This is a genomic window from Variovorax sp. GW460-12-1-14-LB1, assembly GCF_059423605.1.
Genome location: NZ_JBWKYF010000003.1, coordinates 76,800 through 90,691, shown reverse-complemented (window position 1 = coordinate 90,691; position 13,892 = coordinate 76,800). Strand labels below are relative to the sequence as shown.

The 13,892-nt window shown below is 69.1% G+C and carries 16 protein-coding genes; 3 read left to right on the top strand and 13 right to left on the bottom strand.

Features of this window, described 5'->3' with window-relative positions; translation table 11 throughout:
* Window positions 1-327 precede the first annotated feature (327 nt).
* The gene (locus AC07Y4_RS02660) at window positions 328-648 is read left to right on the top strand and encodes a LysR family transcriptional regulator (RefSeq protein WP_159275929.1); all 321 of its coding nucleotides are present in this window, start codon (window positions 328-330) and stop codon (window positions 646-648) included.
* 33 nt (window positions 649-681) lie between these two features.
* On the opposite strand, the gene AC07Y4_RS02655 is transcribed toward AC07Y4_RS02660, so the two are convergent.
* The 9 genes from AC07Y4_RS02655 to AC07Y4_RS02615 form a co-directional block, all read right to left on the bottom strand.
* Window positions 682-1,467, bottom strand: a complete 786-nt coding sequence (locus tag AC07Y4_RS02655; RefSeq protein WP_369646276.1) for an amino acid ABC transporter ATP-binding protein — start codon at window positions 1,465-1,467, stop codon at window positions 682-684.
* Window positions 1,451-2,104: an amino acid ABC transporter permease gene (locus tag AC07Y4_RS02650; protein WP_095746234.1), complete on the bottom strand. Its 654-nt coding sequence runs from the start codon at window positions 2,102-2,104 to the stop codon at window positions 1,451-1,453. The genes AC07Y4_RS02655 and AC07Y4_RS02650 overlap by 17 nt, the downstream gene beginning before the upstream one ends.
* 18 nt (window positions 2,105-2,122) lie before the next feature.
* Window positions 2,123-2,785: an amino acid ABC transporter permease gene (locus AC07Y4_RS02645; RefSeq protein ID WP_062475944.1), complete on the bottom strand. Its 663-nt coding sequence runs from the start codon at window positions 2,783-2,785 to the stop codon at window positions 2,123-2,125.
* Between the two features lie 15 nt (window positions 2,786-2,800).
* Window positions 2,801-3,598: a transporter substrate-binding domain-containing protein gene (locus tag AC07Y4_RS02640; RefSeq protein ID WP_095746233.1), complete on the bottom strand. Its 798-nt coding sequence runs from the start codon at window positions 3,596-3,598 to the stop codon at window positions 2,801-2,803.
* On the bottom strand, window positions 3,595-4,356 hold the full coding sequence (locus tag AC07Y4_RS02635) for a GntR family transcriptional regulator (protein ID WP_495274165.1): 762 nt from the start codon (window positions 4,354-4,356) through the stop codon (window positions 3,595-3,597). Before AC07Y4_RS02635 ends, AC07Y4_RS02640 begins: the two co-directional genes overlap by 4 nt.
* 88 nt (window positions 4,357-4,444) lie before the next feature.
* Window positions 4,445-5,782 carry an MFS transporter gene (locus tag AC07Y4_RS02630; protein ID WP_495274164.1) on the bottom strand — a complete coding sequence of 446 codons (1,338 nt, stop codon included), beginning with the start codon at window positions 5,780-5,782 and terminating at the stop codon, window positions 4,445-4,447.
* Between the two features lie 46 nt (window positions 5,783-5,828).
* Window positions 5,829-6,902, bottom strand: a complete 1,074-nt coding sequence (locus AC07Y4_RS02625; RefSeq protein ID WP_495274163.1) for an MBL fold metallo-hydrolase — start codon at window positions 6,900-6,902, stop codon at window positions 5,829-5,831.
* 44 nt (window positions 6,903-6,946) lie between these two features.
* Window positions 6,947-7,720: an SDR family NAD(P)-dependent oxidoreductase gene (locus AC07Y4_RS02620; protein WP_495274162.1), complete on the bottom strand. Its 774-nt coding sequence runs from the start codon at window positions 7,718-7,720 to the stop codon at window positions 6,947-6,949.
* On the bottom strand, window positions 7,717-8,217 hold the full coding sequence (locus AC07Y4_RS02615) for an ester cyclase (RefSeq protein WP_223301409.1): 501 nt from the start codon (window positions 8,215-8,217) through the stop codon (window positions 7,717-7,719). Before AC07Y4_RS02615 ends, AC07Y4_RS02620 begins: the two co-directional genes overlap by 4 nt.
* Window positions 8,218-8,359: 142 nt before the next feature.
* Here AC07Y4_RS02615 and AC07Y4_RS02610 point away from each other — a divergent pair, with 142 nt between their 5' ends.
* Window positions 8,360-9,088: a Crp/Fnr family transcriptional regulator gene (locus AC07Y4_RS02610; RefSeq protein ID WP_095948984.1), complete on the top strand. Its 729-nt coding sequence runs from the start codon at window positions 8,360-8,362 to the stop codon at window positions 9,086-9,088.
* Between the two features lie 13 nt (window positions 9,089-9,101).
* On the opposite strand, the gene AC07Y4_RS02605 is transcribed toward AC07Y4_RS02610, so the two are convergent.
* The 3 genes from AC07Y4_RS02605 to AC07Y4_RS02595 all read right to left on the bottom strand — a co-directional run bounded on the left by AC07Y4_RS02605 (window position 9,102) and on the right by AC07Y4_RS02595 (window position 11,136).
* Window positions 9,102-10,088 (bottom strand): Bug family tripartite tricarboxylate transporter substrate binding protein, encoded by a 987-nt coding sequence (locus AC07Y4_RS02605; protein WP_159275938.1) that lies wholly within the window; start codon window positions 10,086-10,088, stop codon window positions 9,102-9,104.
* Window positions 10,089-10,130: 42 nt separating this feature from the next.
* On the bottom strand, window positions 10,131-10,571 hold the full coding sequence (locus AC07Y4_RS02600) for an OsmC family protein (protein ID WP_495274161.1): 441 nt from the start codon (window positions 10,569-10,571) through the stop codon (window positions 10,131-10,133).
* A gap of 109 nt (window positions 10,572-10,680) precedes the next feature.
* Window positions 10,681-11,136, bottom strand: a complete 456-nt coding sequence (locus AC07Y4_RS02595; RefSeq protein WP_159275940.1) for a CHRD domain-containing protein — start codon at window positions 11,134-11,136, stop codon at window positions 10,681-10,683.
* A gap of 309 nt (window positions 11,137-11,445) precedes the next feature.
* Between AC07Y4_RS02595 and AC07Y4_RS02590 the strand changes: the two genes are divergently transcribed.
* The gene (locus AC07Y4_RS02590) at window positions 11,446-13,143 is read left to right on the top strand and encodes a long-chain fatty acid--CoA ligase (RefSeq protein WP_495274160.1); all 1,698 of its coding nucleotides are present in this window, start codon (window positions 11,446-11,448) and stop codon (window positions 13,141-13,143) included.
* A 13-nt stretch (window positions 13,144-13,156) separates the two neighbouring features.
* Here AC07Y4_RS02590 and AC07Y4_RS02585 read toward each other — a convergent pair.
* Window positions 13,157-13,892: helix-turn-helix transcriptional regulator (locus tag AC07Y4_RS02585; protein WP_495274159.1), on the bottom strand; the 736-nt coding region annotated here is incomplete at its 5' end.

Below are 13,892 nucleotides of genomic sequence, written 5' to 3'. Positions count from 1 at the left end.
AAGTTCTATATCAAAAAAATTCTCTTTAACAGGAACTGTGATTGCACTAAATTCTCAATTCACTCCCGGCGATGCCTTACAAGCCTGGGAGTCGGTTAATTCAAGGATTTGATGAGAAGGAATCACCTCTGTTGAATTGGGTTGGATCCGTGGTTTGCGTCCGTAGTCATGGGAATTCACGCAATTAGAATTCCCCGTTGCGTGGCCTTCTCGCCATTCGATGCGATTGAATTGCTTTGAAAGAAGGCAGACATGAAGCAGAAGAGCGAACAGGCCGCGGTGTACCCCTGCACGTCCACGACAGCCCCCGGCTGAAAGGGGGCTGCGGTGTTGCGCATCACCTTCCGGCAACTGGAGGCCTTTCACTGGGCCGCGACATTGGGTTCCGTCAACGCGGCGGCCCGCCACCTCTTTGTCAGCCAACCGGCCATCACGGCCCGCGTGAGGGAGCTCGAAGGCATCCTCGGGCACGCGCTGTTCGCGCGCAGCCAGCAGGGCGTGCAGCTGACCGCGGCCGGCGACGAACTCTTCCAGCAGGTGCAGCAGCTGCTGAAGGCAGGCGAAGAGGTCGAGCGGCGCGGCGGACGGCTGGTGCCGCCGCTGGCCGCGGGGCTGCGGCTGGGCATCGACGAATCGCAGCACCTGTAGCGGCGGCTGCTGCTGCTGCCGCCGCGCGCGCGGTCAGTCGTGCAGCGACGACAGGAACTGCTTCAGCTCCGGCGTCTGCGGCGCGCCGAACAGTTCCGCCGGTGGCCCCATCTCGTGCACGCGCCCCTGGTGCATGAAGATCACACGGTCGCTGACCTTGCGCGCAAAGCTCATCTCGTGCGTGACCATCAACAGCGTCATGCCTTCGTCGGCCAGCGACTCCACCACGCGCAGCACCTCGCCCACCAGCTCGGGGTCGAGCGCCGACGTGATCTCGTCGCACAGCAGCACGGCCGGTTCCATCGCGAGTGCGCGGGCAATGGCCACGCGCTGCTGCTGGCCGCCCGACAGCTGCTCGGGCATCGCATCGAACTTCTCGGCCAGGCCCACGCGCTCGAGCAGCTTGCGCGCCTGCGAAGCGGCTTCCATCGACGATCGCTTCTTCACCAGCGTGGGCGCCAGCATCACGTTCTTGCCGACCGTGAGATGCGGGAACAGGTTGAAGCCCTGGAAGATCATGCCCACGCGCTGGCGCAGCGTGCGCATGGCCATCGCGCTCTCGTGCAGCAGCGGCTTGCCGTCGACCGTGAGCGCACCTTCCTGGAACACCTCGAGCCCGTTGATGCAACGCAGGAGCGTGCTCTTGCCCGAGCCGCTCTTGCCGATGATGGCGATCACCTCGCCGCGCTTCACGTCCAGGTCGATGCCCTTGAGCACCTCGTTCGTGCCGTAGGACTTGCGCAGCGCCGTGATGCGCACGATGGGCGCCGCGAACGATGCGGCTTCGGGTTGTGGTGTTGGTTCAAGCACGGCGGCCATGGGTCTTCCTCTCGAGGGTCTTGGCGTACAGGCTCACGGGGAAGCACAGCACGAAGTAAAGCAGGGCGACGCAGCTGAACACCACGAAGGGCTGGAAGGTGGCGTTCGAGATCATGCTGCCGGCCTTGGTGAGTTCGACGAACCCGATCACCGACGCCAGCGCCGTGCCCTTGATCACCTGCACCAGGAAGCCGACCGTCGGTGCGATCGCGATCTTCACGGCCTGCGGCAGGATCACGTGGCGCATCTGCTCGCCGAAGCTCAGCGCCAGGCTGCCCGAGGCCTCCCACTGGCCCTTGGGGATCGAGGCCACGCAGCCGCGCCAGATCTCGGTGAGAAAGGCGCTGGTGTACAGCGTGAGCGCCACGCTCGCGGCGGTCCACGCCGACACGTCGATGCCGAACAGCGCGATGCCGAAGTAGGCGAGAAACAGCTGCATCAGCAGCGGCGTGCCCTGGAACAGCTGCACGTACAGGCCCACGGCCCGCTGCGCCGCCTTGCCGCCGCGCAGCCGCGCGAACAGCAGCAGCGCCCCCACGATCCCGCCGCCGACGAAGGCGATGAGCGAGAGCACGACGGTCCAGCGCAGCGCCATCAGCAGGTTGCGCAGGATGTCCCACAAAGAAAAATCGACCATGGTGCAGGGGCCTCGCGGTCAGCGGCCGAAGAAGAAGCGCGGCCCCGCCCACTGGAGCAGGCGGCGCAGCGCCACGGCCAGCGCCAGGTAGATGAGCGTGGCGACGATGAAGGATTCGAAGGCGCGGAAGTTGCGGCTCTGGATCAGGTTGGCCGCATAGCTCAGCTCCTCGGTCGAGATCTGCCCGCACACCGCCGAGCCCAGCATCACGATGACGATCTGGCTCACCATCGCAGGCCACACCTTCTTGAGCGCCGGCGGCAGCACCACGCGCAGGAATACCTGCGCCTTGCTGAGCGCCAGGCTCACGGCGGCCTCGATCTGCCCCTTGGGCGTGGCCTCGATGCCGGCGCGGATGATCTCGGTGGAATACGCGCCCAGGTTCATCACCATCGCGATCACCGACGCCACCTCGGGCGAGAGCTTCACGCCCGCGGCCGGCAGCCCGAAGAAGATGAAGAACAGCTGCACGATGAAGGGCGTGTTGCGGATCAGCTCCACGTACGCGCCCACGAGCGCGCGCAGCCACGCCGGCCCGCCCGAGCGGGCCCACGCGCACAGCGTGCCCACGGCCAGCCCGAGCACGGTGCCGACGGCTGTGAGGCCCAGCGTCCACGCCACGCCGCGCAGCAGCAGCGGCCACTCGGCGAGCACGGCGCCGAAGTCGAATTCAATGCCCATGGCCGCGCCCTTCGATCAGACCGGCAGGTCGCCGGCCGCCTTGCCGAGCCACTTCTTGGACATCGCGTCGAGCGTGCCGTCCTTCTTGGCTGCGGCAATGATCTCGTTGACCCGGGTCTTCAATGCGGTCTCGCCCTTGGCGATGCCGATGAAGCAGGGGCTGTCTTTCAGCAGCAGCTTGTACTCGGCGCTCACCTTCGGATTCTTGGCGAGCATGTCGCCGGCCACCGCCGCGCTGGTGGCGAGGGTCTGCGTCTGGCCGGCCACGAAGGCGGCGATCGTCGCGTTGTTGTCCTCGAAGCGGCGGTAGTCGACGTTCGGCGGCGCCACCTTGTTCAGTTCCTGGTCTTCCATGGCGCCGCGCGTCACGGCGACGGTCTTGCCGGCCATGTCGGCGAAGCTGGTGAGCTTCATGCTCTTGGCCGCATACACGGCCTGGAAGAAGGGCGCATAGGCCGCGCTGAAGTCGATCACCTTCTCGCGCTCGACGTTCTTGCCGAGCGTGGAGATCACGAGGTCGGCCTTGCGCGTCTGCAGGTAGGGAATGCGGTTGGCGCTGGTCACCGGCACCAGCTCGACCTTCACGCCGAGCTTGGCAGCGACGAGCTGCGCCATCTCGACGTCCAGGCCCTGCGGCTGCATGTTGCGGTCGACCGAGCCGTACGGCGGGTAGTCGGTGGGCACGGCGATCTTGATGGTCTTGGCCTTGAGCACGTTGTCTAGCGCGTTCTGCGCCTGGGCGGCGCCGGTGGCGGCCAGCAGGGCGACGCTGGCCAGCGCGAGGGCAAGACGGCGGGAGGCGAAAGAGGTCATAGCAGGGCTCCTAGGTAGGTCGATGAATCGGTAGCGTCGTCGGCGGGCGCGGCCTTGCGGCGGCGCTTCGGCGTGGGGGTGTGGTTGTTGTTGAGCGGTGCCAGCGCGTCGCGCAGCTGCGCGAGCGGGTCGGCAGGCGCCTGCACGCGCAGCGCCGACTGCACCGTGCCGATGTGTTCGGCCATCAGCGCCTCGGCGGCGGCGTGGTCGCCGCGCTCCAGCGCTGCGACGATCTGCACGTGGTCTTCGCATGACTGCACCGCGTCGTGCGTGCTCTGGTAGAGCATGGCGATCAGTGTGGTGCGCGCGGTGAAGTCGCGCAGCGTGTCGGCCAGCAGCGTGTTGCCCAGGCACTCGGCCAGGCACACATGGAAGTCGCCCAGCAGGAAGCTGCGGTGGCCGACGTCGCTCTCTTTCAGTGCGGCCTTTTCACGCTGCAGGTGCGCCTTCAGCTGGCGCAGGGCGGCCTTGTCGATCCTGCCCGTGCTGCGGATGAGGCCGAGCTCGATCACGCGCCGCGCCTCGAAGGCTTCGCGCGCCTCGTCCTGCGAGGGCTCGATGACGAACCAGCCGCGCCGCGCGCTCACCGTGACGATGCCGCGCGCAGCCAGCCGCGTGAGCGCCTCGCGCACGATGGTGCGGCTGCAGTCGAACAGCATCGCCAGCGGCTGCTCGCCCAGGCGCGCGCCGGGCGCGAGCTTCTGCGCCATCACCGCTTCGACGATGCGTGCACTGATTTCGGATGCGGAAATGGCCATAGGCCTGCATATCAGCAGCTTCCGTGCCAACTGGTATGCAAGCCGTGTGCACCGAAATGGGCCGGCCGTGGTGCGCCGGCGGTGCGCGCTACCGTTTGCCGAGCGCGCTGCGGGGCAGGGCCAGCAGCATGAGCAGCGCCGACAGCACCAGCGCGCCGCTCAGCACATACAGGCTGGCAGTGAAGCCGCCCGTGAGCGTCTTGAGCGCGCCCACCATCATCGGCGCCACCAGCCCCGCGCTGCCGCCGATGGTGCTGATGAGCGCAATGCCCGCCGCTGCGGCGCTCCTGGACATGAAGCTGCCGGGAATCGCCCACAGCACGGTGAAGGCGCTCGAGATGCCCATCGACGCCAGCGCCAGGCACAGCACGGCGGCCACGGGGCTGTGCATGAAGAGCGTGGTCAGCGCCAGCCCGGCCGCGCCCGCGAGCGCGCCCAGCGCGAAGTGCCAGCGGCGTTCCTGGTGCCGGTCGGAGTGGCGCCCCACGACGATGTTGGCCGCGATGCCGGCCACGGCGGGAATCACCGAATAGAAGCCGATTTGCAGCACGCTGAGCCCCATCGACTTCAGGATCGTCGGCTGCCAGAACGACAGCGCATAGATGCCCAGGATGATCAGGAAGGACATGAAGCCGATCAGCCACACGCGCCCGTCGCGCATCGCCGCGCCGAAGGTGTGGCGCCCGGCGGCGCCGTGCGCGGCCTGGTCCTCGGCCAGCAGGTGGGCCACGCGCTGCTTCTCGGTCGCCGAGAGCCACGGCGCCTGCGCCGGGCTGTTCGACAGCGTGCGAAAGGCGATGACGCCCAGCAGCACGCTCGGCAGCCCCTCGAGCAGGAACAGCCACTGCCAGCCGCGCAGCGCCAGCACGCCGTCCAGGTAGGTCATCGTGAGTCCGGCGATCGGCCCCGCGACGATGGGCGCCGCGCCGAAGGCCATGAAGAATAGCGCGGTGGCCTGCGCGCGGCGGCGCGAGGGGAACCACAGCGTCAGGTAGAACAGCACGCCGGGCGCGAAGCCGGCCTCGAACACGCCGATGAGAAAGCGCAGCACGTAGAACTGCGTGGGCGTGGTGGCGAACATCATCGCCGCCGAGGCCAGGCCCCACAGGCCCATGATGCGCAGCAGCGTGGCGCGCACGCCGATCTTCGCGAGCATCAGGTTGCTCGGGATCTCGAACACCGCATAGCCGAGAAAGAAGATGCCGGCGCCCAGGCCGAACACCGCATCGCTGAAGCCCAGCTGGTCCTTCATCTGCAGCTGCGCGTAGCCGACGTTGGTGCGGTCCAGGTAGTTCAGCACGTAGCAGGCGCACAGCAGCGGCATCAGCCGCCAGGTGATCTTGCGAAAGAGCGCGGCATCGTCGCGCGCATCGGCCGAGGCCGGCGTGCGCGCGCCGGCGGCGGCGTCGAGGGTGGCGGTGTTCATCGGTGTGTCTCCTTCTCTTTCTTGCTGTTGTGCGCGTGTTGGCAGGTCAGGCCTGCACGAGCGCGCCGAAGCTGGTTTCGCCCCACAGGTGGCTCGTGGGCGCGCCCGGAAACAGCCAGTGCGGCGAGCACTCGGCCGACGGCACGACGTTGCTGAACCCGTGCAGCGCCGAGGTGCCCGCGAGCGTCTTCTCGAGCACCATCGACAGGTACTGGTCGTTGCTGCTTTCCTGCGTGTTGCCGTTGAGGATCACCTCGGCGCCCGTGGCCTGCGCATAGCGGCGGATGCCGTTGTGGCGCGACTGCAGCGGCGCCCAGCTGTCGGCCGACACGCCGTTCTCGCTGCTCACGCGCAGGCCGTCGCCCGTGCGGTACACCAGCGAGTGGTTGCCTTCGGTGTGCCCCGGCGTGTGCACCAGCGCGATGCCGGGGCCAAGCTGCAGGCTGCCGTCGAAGGCGGCGATGCGTTCGGGCGGCACACCGTCCAGGCCGTGCGGGCAGTACCACTCGGCCTGTACCGGCAGCAGGCCCTGCACGTTCGCGAGCTCCTGGCGGTGCACCAGCAGCTTCGCGTTCGGCAGCAGGCCCGGTGTGCCCGCGTTGCCGAGCCAGCGGCGCACGTCCTGCGTGTGCAGGTGGTCGTAGGTGATGTGGTCGATCTGCTCGGGCGCCACGCCACAGGCGGCGAGTGCCTGCAGCACGGTCTGGTAGACCGGCGCGATCGCCTTGTGCAGGAACTTCGGCGTCTGGTCGCTCAAGCGCTTGAAGTAGGGCGTTGCGTTGCCGGCTTCGAAGTCGGCCGGCGTGAAGAGCAGCGTGCGCTGCCGGCCTTCGAAGTCGTCGTACTGGACGAGCACGGTGCGCGCCAGCAGATGCACCATGTGCGGCTTGAGCAGCTGCTGCGAGTACACGCCGGTGAAGGCGAACCACGCGGGGTACGGAATGCGCAGCAGGTTGAAGCTGCGCGCGAAGTGAACCGGCGGCGCGTCGAGCAGCCGTTCGCGCAGGGCTTCGGCGCCGCGGCGGATGGCGCGCAGGCGGTCTTGCGGCATGGCGGCGTGGCGCGTGCCGTCGAGTTCGGTGATCTGCGCGAAGCCGGTGGGGTCGGGGTCTCGGGTCATGGTCGTCTCCTGTGTCTGGATGCGTGGGCTGCCTGGTTCGTCGCTCAGTACATCGAGCGCCCTCCGGAGATATCGAACACCGCCCCGGTGCTGAACGAACACTCGTCCGACGCCAGCCATGCCGCCATCGCCGCCACCTCGTCGACGTCGACAAAGCGCCCCATCGGCACGCGCGAGAGCAGGGCGGTGCGCAGCTGTTCGCGGTGCTCGGCGGGCACGTCCGCGAAGACGGCCGTGTCGGCCGCCGACGGCGTGATGCAGTTCACCAGCACGCCCGACGAGGCCAGCTCCTTGCCGAGCGACTTGGTCAGCGCGATGAGCCCGGCCTTCGAGGCCGAGTAGGCGGCGTTGAAGCCATTGCCTTCCTTGCCCGCGACCGAGGCGATGTTGACGATGCGCCCGCGCCGCTGCGCGAGCATCAGCGGCGCGATGGCGCGGCAGCACAGCCAGGCGCCCGTGAGGTTGATGTCGAGCACGTGGCGCCATTGCGCGGGCGTGTGCTCCCACGCGGGCACCGTCGGCCCGAGAACGCCCGCGTTGTTGACGAGCACGTCGACGCGGCCGAAGCGCTCCTGCGACTGCGCAGCCGCACGGGCGATCTGGTCTTCGTAGCGCACATCCACCAATGCAGTGACCACGGTGCCCAGCGGTGCCAGTTGCGCCATTGCCTCCGCCAGCGTCGCGGCCTCGACGTCCCATAGCGCGACGCTCGCACCGTTCGCGAGGCAGCGCCGCGCGATGGCCAGGCCGATGCCGCGCGCACCGCCGGTCACGATCGCATGGCGCCCTTCGAGTGGCCGGGCGGGCGTGTCGGTCATGCCGTGGCGGCCTCGGCTCGCGGGGCGGTTTGGCCGAGCAGCCCGGCGACCAGCCCGCCCACCATCTCCGGGGGCACGCCCACGAGCAGCTGGCGCAGCATCGTCAGCGTGTCGAAGTACACGCGCTCGCACACCAGCCGGTCGCCCTCGAAGATGAAGAAGGCGTTCATGCGGCAGCGAAAGCTGTTGCCCGTCGGCGGCAGGCCCTTGAGCGGGCCGCGGTGCGTGCCGAGCAGCCAGAACTCCACGATCACCGAGTCGTCGGCATGGCGCAGCTGGATGATCTCGTGGCGCTGGTCGGGGAAGGCGCGGCGCGTGTCGGTGTAGTACTGGCGCACGTCGGCGATGCCGTCGTGCACCTCGCCGCTGGGAATCAGCTCGTAGTGCGGATGCGGGAAGGTGCCGAGCACCGCGTCGAAGTCCTGGCGGGTCTCGTCGGCGAAATGGTCGAGCACGAGGCGCTCGCGGCGGGCTTGCAGGTCGGTCAGTGTGGTCATCGGGGTGTGCTCCATGCGACAGGGGTGACAGGGGACATCGGGTTGCCGCGAATGCGTCGACCCGGGTGGCCTGCGTACTATCGACAGCCCCTCGAACCCAGACTGTCCGGTGTTGGCAATCGAGGCCCCGGACAAACCCGCGATGCCACGCTCTTCCCCTTCTGCCAGCGCCAGCCCCGCCGCGCCGGACGCGCAGCCTTCACCCGTGCACAACAGCGACATGCGGCTGGCCGACGACGTGCAGCAGCGCCTGCTCGCGGTGGCCCACCGGCGCACGTTGGTGCGCGGCGAATCGCTGTTCCACAAGGGCTCGTCGCCCGACGCGCTGTTCGGCGTGGTCAGCGGCTCGTTGCGCGTGAGCGTGGTCGCGCCGGGCGGGCGCGAGGCGGTGATCGCGATGCTGGAGCCGGGCCACTGGTTCGGCGAGGTCTCGCTGCTGGTGGGGCGCGAGCGCGTCTACGACACCTGCGCCGTCGACACCACCGAGATGGCCGTGGTCGCGGCGGCCGACTTCCACCGGCTGGTGGCCGACCATCCCGATGTGCACATGGCCTTCACCCGGCTCGTGTGCCTGCGGCTGCGCCAGGCGCTGGCCTGGATCGACGACGTGATCCTGATGCCGCTGCCCGTGCGGCTGGCGCACCGGCTGCTCACGCTGGACGCGCGCGCGGTCGCGCCGACGGAGGAAGGGGGCGGCACGCTGCTGGGCGTGTCGCAGGAAGACCTGTCGTTCATGCTCGGCGTGTCGCGCCAGAGCGTGAACCGCCAGCTCAAGCTGTGGGAGGAAGACGGCACGCTGCGCGTGCGCTACCGCAGCATCGAACTGCTCGACCGCGCGCAGCTGGAGCGGCACGCGGCCACGCCGCGCTGAACGCGGCCGGAGTTCAGTCCATCCGCGCGCCCGAGGCCTTCACCGCCTTGTCCCAGCGCGGCGTTTCCGTCGCGAGGAAGCGTGCGAAGTCTTCGCTGCCCAGGTAGGCCGGGTCCGCGCCCTGGCTCACCATGCGCTCGCGCACCTCGGGGCTGGTCAGCACCTGCCTGAACGCATCGCTGAGCCTGGCGACCACGTCCTTGGGCGTGTCCTTCGGCGCCAGGAAACCATAGAAGCCCACCACCTCGAAGCCCTTGACGCCCGACTCGATGACGGTCGGCACGTCGGGCAGCGCGGGGTTGCGCTCGCGGCTGGTCACGGCCAGCGCGCGCACCTTGCCCTGCTTGTGATAGTTGGCGGCCTGCGGAATCGATTCGGCCATGAACTGCACCTGCCCGCCCATCAGGTCGGTGAAGGCCGGCGCGCTGCCGCGGTAGGGGATGTGCACCATGAAGAGGCCGGTCGCGGTCTTGAACATCTCGGGCACGAGGTGGCTGATGCCGCCGTTGCCCGCCGAGCCGTAGTTGACCTGGCCCGGCCGCGCCTTGGCGTAGTCGATGAACTGCTTGAGGTTCTGCACCGGCAGCTTGGGCGTGACCAAGAGCGCGAGCGGCTGCATCGCGGTGCGCGCGATCGGCACGAAGTCGCGCTGCGTGTTGTAGGGCAGCTTGCTGTAGAGCGCGCCGTTGATCACCGCCACCCCGGTGTTGGCCAGCACCAGCGTGTAGCCGTCGGCCGGGCTCTTGGCGACGAAGTCGGCGCCGACCGAGCCGCCCGCGCCGGGCTTGTAGTCGACGATCAGCGGCTGGCCGAGCACGGCCTGCAGCTTGTCGGTCAAAAGGCGTGCGTGCTGGTCGAGCGGGCCGCCGGCCGGAAAGCCGATGACGACCTTGATCGGCTTGTCGGGGTAGGCGGCCAGGGCCGCCGTGGTGCCGAACGTGCCAAATGCGCCGAGGGCGAAAGAAAGGACCGCCGATGCGGTCCGGGTGGGCTTGCTCATGATCCGTCTCCTTTTTTGTGGAGACGATCATAAGCAGCGCGGTCAGCTCGCCAGCGTGGCCTTCAGCGTGATCTCGGGCACGCTCGCCAGCGCCTTCGACAGCGGGCAGCCGGCCTTCGCGGCGGCGGCGATTTCCTGGAACTTCGCTTCGTCGAGGTTCGGCACGGCCGCGTCCAGTTCGAGCTGGATGCGGTCGATCTTGAAACCGGCGCCGTCCTTGGCCAGCCGCACGGCGGCCCTGGTGTCGATGCGCGTCGCGGTCAGGCCCGCCGCTTCCAGCGCGAAGGCGAAGGCCATCGTCAGGCAGGCCGCATGGGCTGCGCCGACGATCTCCTCGGGGTTGGTGCCGCGCCCGTCGTCTTCGAAGCGGCTGGCGAAGCCGTAGGGGTAGTCCTTGAGGGCGCCGGTCTCGGTGCTGACGAGGCCCTTGCCGGTCTTGCCGGCGCCTTCCCAGTGAACGCTTGCGTGCTTGTCTGCTGCCATGGACATTCCTTCAGTCAGGTGGAGGGTGGATCGGAGGGAGAACCGCAGGTATCGCTCCGAAATCCGCGCCTGTCTGTAGTCGCAGAGCGCATCGCATCGGGGGCCGACGTCAGCCGCCGTGCACGCCCCAGGTGCTGCGTTTCAGTTGGCCCCGGACCTCGCCGCCCGGCCAGGCCTGCGTCGACACGCTGACATACCAGAGGCCCGCCATCAGGTCGGCCATCTGGGCGGGCGTCAGCCGGCTCGTGCCGGTCCGCTCGTAGCCGGCGCCGGTGCCGTCGTTGCGCGGCTCCCCCTCGCTGGGCAGCGGCAGCTGGATCGCCAGCGGGCCATTGCTGCCCGTGGCGGCGGGGCCGTAGAAGCCGACGACCGTCGCCGGCCCGCTCAGGCGCGCGGCGTTCACGCGCCATTCGAACACCCCGGTGGCCAGCGTCAGCGTACCGGCCGCCGAGCCGCCGGCCTTGCCCTTGTGCGGCGGGACCACGTCCTCGGTCCCGAGCCAGCAGTCGGCCACGAACCATGTCGGCGGTTCCTTGGACGGCGAGTCCGTCGCGGGGGCCGACATGCCGAACCGGGGGACCCGCGAGCAGCCCGCCGCGGCCAGGGCGGCCAGTGCGGCACCGAAGAGGGCGATGCGTCGGCGCAGGGGAGTGCGGGCGGGGTCAGGCATGGCAGACAGGCACAGGTGAAGCGGAGCCCGCACGATAGCCGATGCGCTGTGCCTACCCGACGTACGAAGAATGGGCGTCGCCAAGGTGACGCCCCGGGGGCTTCCCCGATGGGAGCGGCGGCCGGTGCGGCTTAGGCTGGCGCATTGCGCCTTTTCGCACCGCTTTCTTTCCCCTCTCCTTCCTCCTTCGCCTGTTCACAGACCATGCAACCACGCCCGCATTACAAGTTCTGGCCCAAGCGCCTCCCGCATTCGATCACCGTCCCCGCGACCTCGCTGTGGCACAACCTGGCCACCTCGGCGGCGCGCTACCCCGACAAGGCCGCGCTGGTCTTCTTCGGCCGCGTGCTGAGCTACCGCGACGTGGCCGACCAGGTCGAACGGCTGGCCGGCACGCTGCATGCGCTGGGCGTGCAGCGCGGCGACCGCGTGGTGCTGAACATGCAGAACTGCCCGCAGCTGGTGATCGCGCATTTCGCCATCCTGCGCGCCAACGCCGTCGTGGTGCCGGTCAACCCGATGAACCGGGCCGAAGAGCTCAAGCACTACATCGTCGACCCCGACGCCAAGGTGGCGATCACCACCGGCGACCTCGCGGCCGAGCTGGCCAAGGCCAGCGACGCACTGCCGCCCGAGCAGCGCCTGTCGCACCTCATCGTGAGCCAGTTCACCGACGCCTTCGATGCCGGCGTGACCGGCGACGACGCCCCCGCGCCGGCCTGGGCCGACTGGCTCGGCACGCGCCACCCGCTGCCCGCGCTGGCCGACGGCCAGGTCATGGCGTGGACCGACGCGCTCGCGGCCGGCCACCCGGCCCCCGCGCACGTGGTGGGCACCAACGACATGGCGCTGCTGCCCTACACCAGCGGCACCACCGGCCTGCCCAAGGGCTGCGTGCACCACCATTCGAGCCTCATGCACAACGCGATGGCCGGCCAGCTCTGGGGCCAGGCCACGTCGGAGGCGGTGGTGCTGGCCGTGGTGCCGATGTTCCACATCACCGGCGTGGTGAGCATGATGCACACCTCGATCCTCGCGGCGGCCACGCTGGTCATCATGCCGCGCTGGGACCGCGACGTGGCGGGCCGGCTCATCTCGCGCTGGAAGGTCACGAGCTGGACCAACATCCCCACCATGGTCATCGACCTCATGGCCAGCCCCAACTTCGCGAGCTACGACCTCACGAGCATGACCCACATCGGCGGCGGCGGCGCCGCCATGCCGCAGGCCGTGGCGCAGCGCCTGCTCGAGCAGTACGGCCTGAAGTACCAGGAAGGCTACGGCCTCACCGAGACCGCCGCGCCCTCGCACACCAACCCCTCGGACCACCCCAAGCAGCAGTGCCTGGGCATTCCGTTCATGAGCACCGACGCGCGCGTGGTCGACCCCGACACGCTGCAGGAGATGCCCATCGGCGAATCGGGCGAGATCATCATCCACGGCCCCGAGGTGTTCCAGGGCTACTGGAAGCGCCCCGACGCCACCAAGTCCGCCTTCGTCGAGTTCGAGGGCAAGCGCTTCTTCCGCTCGGGCGACATGGGCCGCATGGACGAGGAGGGCTACTTCTTCATCACCGACCGCTTGAAACGCATGATCAACGCGAGCGGCTTCAAGGTGTGGCCGGCCGAGGTCGAGCTGCTGATGTTCCGCCACCCCGCGATCCAGGAGGCCTGCGTCATCTCGACCAAGGACGACTACCGCGGCGAATCGGTCAAGGCCGTGGTGGTGCTGCGCGCCACGCACAAGGACACGACCGAGCAGCAGATCATCGACTGGTGCCGCGAGAACATGGCGGTCTACAAGATTCCGCGCAAGGTGGCGTTTGTGGATGCGCTGCCCAAGAGCGGGAGTGGGAAGGTGATGTGGCGCCTGCTGCAGGAGAAGGAAGGCACCGCGGCCTGATCGCCGCTGTGGGCTACAGCTGGCGCGCGTAGCGCCCCGGCGTCTGGCCCACATGGCGGCTGAACGCCGTGCTGAAGGTGCTGGCCGAGCTATAGCCGACGCGCGCGGCCACCTCCGCCGGCGCGCAGCCGCCGCGGCGCAGCAGGTCCTTGGCGATCGCCATGCGCCACGCCAGCAGGTATTCCATCGGCGGCAGGCCCACGGCGCGCGAGAAGCGCTCGAAGAAGGCCGAGCGCGAGAGCGCGGCCTTGCCGGCGAGTTCTTCCACCGTCCATGAACGCGCGGGGTCCGCGTGCATGTGCCGCACGGCGGCGGCGAGCCGGCTGTCTGCCAGCGCGCGCAGCAGCCCCGGCGGCGCGCCTTCGCCGGGCGCCGAGCGCAGCGCCTCGATCAGCAGCACCTCGACCAGCCGCCCGAGCACGAGGTCGCGCCCCGGCCGCTGCGCCAGGGACTCTTCGCGCACGAGCTGCACCAGCAGCGACAGCCGCGCGACGCCGCGCATGTGCAGCACCGAAGGCAGCAGCGACACCATCAGGGCCGCGTCGGGCGAATCGAAGGCGAAGTAACCGCCGAGCATGCGCACGTCGGGCGGGCCGTTCCGGTCGCCGTGGCGAACCTCGTTGTGTGCGTCCTCGCGCGCCGCCTGTTCATGCGAATCGAGAAACACCGGCGGCGCCGGCGTGAGTCCCGACAGCGTGAAGCCGGGCGTGGCCGGCATCAGCAGGAAGTCGCCGGGGGCCCCCCCCACC

Bases quoted from the DNA above. Each gene is read 5' to 3' on its own strand.
- AC07Y4_RS02600 (WP_495274161.1), bottom strand. From the start codon at position 10,571: ATGGCAGCAGACAAGCACGCAAGCGTTCACTGGGAAGGCGCCGGCAAG.
- AC07Y4_RS02610 (WP_095948984.1), top strand. From the start codon at position 8,360: ATGCCACGCTCTTCCCCTTCTGCCAGCGCCAGCCCCGCCGCGCCGGAC.
- AC07Y4_RS02620 (WP_495274162.1), bottom strand. From the start codon at position 7,720: ATGACCGACACGCCCGCCCGGCCACTCGAAGGGCGCCATGCGATCGTG.
- AC07Y4_RS02640 (WP_095746233.1), bottom strand. From the start codon at position 3,598: ATGACCTCTTTCGCCTCCCGCCGTCTTGCCCTCGCGCTGGCCAGCGTC.
- AC07Y4_RS02635 (WP_495274165.1), bottom strand. From the start codon at position 4,356: ATGGCCATTTCCGCATCCGAAATCAGTGCACGCATCGTCGAAGCGGTG.
- AC07Y4_RS02605 (WP_159275938.1), bottom strand. From the start codon at position 10,088: ATGAGCAAGCCCACCCGGACCGCATCGGCGGTCCTTTCTTTCGCCCTC.
- AC07Y4_RS02625 (WP_495274163.1), bottom strand. From the start codon at position 6,902: ATGACCCGAGACCCCGACCCCACCGGCTTCGCGCAGATCACCGAACTC.
- AC07Y4_RS02590 (WP_495274160.1), top strand. From the start codon at position 11,446: ATGCAACCACGCCCGCATTACAAGTTCTGGCCCAAGCGCCTCCCGCAT.
- AC07Y4_RS02655 (WP_369646276.1), bottom strand. From the start codon at position 1,467: ATGGCCGCCGTGCTTGAACCAACACCACAACCCGAAGCCGCATCGTTC.
- AC07Y4_RS02630 (WP_495274164.1), bottom strand. From the start codon at position 5,782: ATGAACACCGCCACCCTCGACGCCGCCGCCGGCGCGCGCACGCCGGCC.
- AC07Y4_RS02650 (WP_095746234.1), bottom strand. From the start codon at position 2,104: ATGGTCGATTTTTCTTTGTGGGACATCCTGCGCAACCTGCTGATGGCG.
- AC07Y4_RS02615 (WP_223301409.1), bottom strand. From the start codon at position 8,217: ATGACCACACTGACCGACCTGCAAGCCCGCCGCGAGCGCCTCGTGCTC.
- AC07Y4_RS02645 (WP_062475944.1), bottom strand. From the start codon at position 2,785: ATGGGCATTGAATTCGACTTCGGCGCCGTGCTCGCCGAGTGGCCGCTG.
- AC07Y4_RS02595 (WP_159275940.1), bottom strand. From the start codon at position 11,136: ATGTCGGCCCCCGCGACGGACTCGCCGTCCAAGGAACCGCCGACATGG.